Source organism: Streptomyces sp. MnatMP-M17 (assembly GCF_900091995.1).
Classification (GTDB): domain Bacteria; phylum Actinomycetota; class Actinomycetes; order Streptomycetales; family Streptomycetaceae; genus Streptomyces.
On the sequence record NZ_FMDK01001104.1, the window covers coordinates 1 to 3,118 of the forward strand.

Consider the following 3,118-nt stretch of genomic DNA (forward strand, 5'->3'; position numbering starts at 1 on the left):
CCCGGTCGCCGTATCCGCGGGCACACTCAGACCGACGATCGCGGCCACGACCAGGGACACGACCCCGACCATCGCGGCGTACTCGGCCCCGCTCTGCCCTCGGTCACTCCGTCCCCAGCCGTGCCCACGCACATGCCCATGTCCACGCCCACGCCCACGCCCACGCCAACTTTGGAACCTACCGGCGCCCTTCACCTGTTCTCCCAGCTCACGGCGGTGTGACCTTCCCGAGCGGCAGCAGCCTAAGGACGGATCAGGGCCCATACGCAGGGTCCACGGGCCCACTGGAGGGCCCAGTGGCGGCTGGAAACGGCTGATCTGATAAGCGTTCATTTACCGGTTGACCAGCGGCTTCCTGAGGGCCGCCCGCCGTCTTTCGTACCGGCGACCGGGCCCCGGGCAGTCATGCGAACGGCCGCCGGCGGATCGCCGACGGCCGTTCGGAAATTCAGGATTGCGTAGTCCGAGGCGGCGCCGAGGAGCGCCGCGGTGGATCAGTGGTGGAGCCGCGATGGATCAGTGGGTGGAGCCGCGGTGGATCAGTGGCGTCCGAAGATCTTCTTGCTGGAGCCGAGGTGCAGGAAGACCGTCTCGCCGGTGGCGTTGTCCAGGCCGTCGTTGTCGGTGATGACGTAGACCTCGCCGTCACCGGCCACGGTCAGTCCCTCAAGCTTCTCCTGGGTCCAGCCCTTCGTCGCGCGCAGGTCGGGCAGCACGTCGTGGGCGAGCTTCTTCGGCAGCACGGGCAGCGGACCCGACGGCGCCGCGGACTTCGGCAGGTCGACCGTGTACACCCGCTTGATCTTCGCGGACGGGCCGTTCAGCTTGTCCCGCTCGATGACGGCGAGCTTGTCGCCGACCACGGTGATCTCGGAGAGGCCGATCCAGTCGCCCGGAGTGGTGGTGCTGCCGATCTTGTAGCCGTACCAGCTCCAGGTGCCGGCCGCGACGTCGTACCGGCCGAGCCGGACGATCCCGGCCGGATCGGTCTTGACCTCACGCTGGAGCGTGGCCCAGACCACCTCGCGACCGCTGCGGTCGGTGGTCGCGGTGACGCCCTCGAAGCCCTGTCCGCCGAGGCCCGCGGCGACATCCGCCGGCAGCGGGACGACCTGCTGGGTCTTTCCGGCGCTGTCGAGCCGGACCAGCTTGTTGTCCGCGCCCTTCGCGCCTTCCACCGCAAGCCAGAAGCCGCCCTGCGGCCGGGCGTGGATGCCCTCCGCGTCGTAGCCGACCGGCCGGCCGTCGGCATCCTTGACGGTCAACGACCGTGTGATGACCGCCGGTTGCCGCGCCGCGTCGATGGTCAGGATCTTGGTGGTGGAGTACGCCGCGTCGGTGACGCTGTAGAGCTGGTGCGGCTTGCCGGGTACGGCGGAGAGCGCGCCGAGCGCGCCCCAGCCGATCGGCGCGCCGGTGGAGTCCGCGGCCGAGACGAGGCTCGGGAACGCGGGAGTGTCCTTGCCCAGGCGGCCCAGGCGGAAGAGGCTCACCGAGGCCCGTACGTTGACCGAGGCGTCGTCCTCCTCGCTGGAGACCGCGAGCAGGTCGCGTGACGGGATCGGCAGCAGTCCCTCGGGGCCGTTGGTGGTGGCCAGCACCTGGCGGAAGACCGGAGCGGTCGGCCGGCTCAGGTCGTACACGGCGACGAAGTTGCTCCGCTCCGAGCCGACGAAGGCGTAGCGCACGCCGTCGTACTCGGCGATCGCCAGGCCTTCCGGCTCGGTGCCCTTGTTCTCGGACCGGTCCTCGTTGTGCAGCCCGTAGCGCACGGCGAGCGACTCGAAGCTGTTGCCCGCGTCCCAGACGACCTTGCCGGTCCGGCTGTCGAAGATGGTCCAGCCCCGGGTGCCGCCGTGCCAGTCGCCCTCGTTGGCGGTCGCCAGATAGCGGTCGTCGATCCAGCCGACCGAGTCGGGCTCGCGCGGTACGTCGGTGATCGAGCCGGTCAGGTCGATCGTGCCGTCCTCGACCGTGTCGATGCCGCTGATCGACGCCGTACCGGCGCTGAAGGCCTTGGTGATTCTGCCCGTCGGCAGGTCCAGCAGGACGACGCCGTTGTTCTCCTGGAGAGTCACCACGAGCTGGTTGCGGCTGTTGATGGAGACGTACTCCGGCTCCGGGTCGGTCGGTTCGGTGATCCCGGCGGCGGCCAGGGCGGGCAGCGCCTTGCCGTCCGTCCGGGTCAGCGGCACGGCCCGGGTACGCCACTGCTTCGGCGTATCACCCTTGAGGTCGACGATCTGCACGAAGCCGGCCGGAAGCTGGGGCAGATCGCCCTCCTCGCCTCCGGGCGGAGTCGCCTCCTCGTCGCGCTCGTTCTCGATCGCGATGGCGGCGTACCGCTTGTCCTTGCTGATCGCGATGGAGTCGGGCTGGCCGCCGAGGTCGTAACTCGCCACCCGCTTGCGGTCGCGCAGCGAGATGACGTCGAGCCGGCCGGACGGATCGGTGTACGAGGCGCTGGTGTTCACCACCACCAGGACGTACTTGCCGACCACGGCCACCGAGGTCGGCTCGTCCTCTGCGTTGCCGAGCTCGGTCAGCGAGAGCGTTCCGAGCCCGCGCGGCGCGTCGGGCTTGCTGATGTCGAGGAAGCCGATCCGCCGGGCCGCCGCGTCGGTGTAGACCAGGGTCCGGCCGTCCTCGCTGACCGCCGAGATCTCGGCGACGGTCGGCGAGGCCGCGTCCTCGCCGGCCGGCCGGTTCTGGAAGACCGGGTACGTGGCGGTACGGTCGAAGGCGACCGGCCGCCGCGGCTCGTGGTGTGCGCGCGCCGAGTCCTGATGTGCGCTCGCCGCGCCCGTGCCGGCCAGCATGCCGGCGGCGACGGCTATGGCTACGAGCGCGGCGTAGGTTCTCTTCGGGTGCATCGTTTCTCCGTTGCACGACATTTCACGACAGTGACGGAGCAGGATCGTGCCACCTGCGAGCGAGCGTGGAACGGCGTCCGGATGAACAGCAGACGGAGATCACCGACGCCGCCCGGTTCCCGACCAGTGACGCTCATGACCGTCATAACCGTCATGACCGTTCCGGGCCGGAACGTTGGGCCCTGGGGCCTCTCGTTTGGATCTTGCTGGGCTCGCGTGCCCGCAGTGACATCAGCCGCTCCCGC

Annotated in this window: 1 protein-coding gene; it reads right to left on the reverse strand. The window is 69.9% G+C overall.

From position 1 onward, the window contains the following. Nucleotides 1-539 precede the first annotated feature (539 nt). Nucleotides 540-2,873, reverse strand: coding sequence for an esterase-like activity of phytase family protein (locus GA0115259_RS36525; protein ID WP_093604778.1), 2,334 nt, complete (start codon nucleotides 2,871-2,873; stop codon nucleotides 540-542). Nucleotides 2,874-3,118 lie beyond the last annotated feature (245 nt).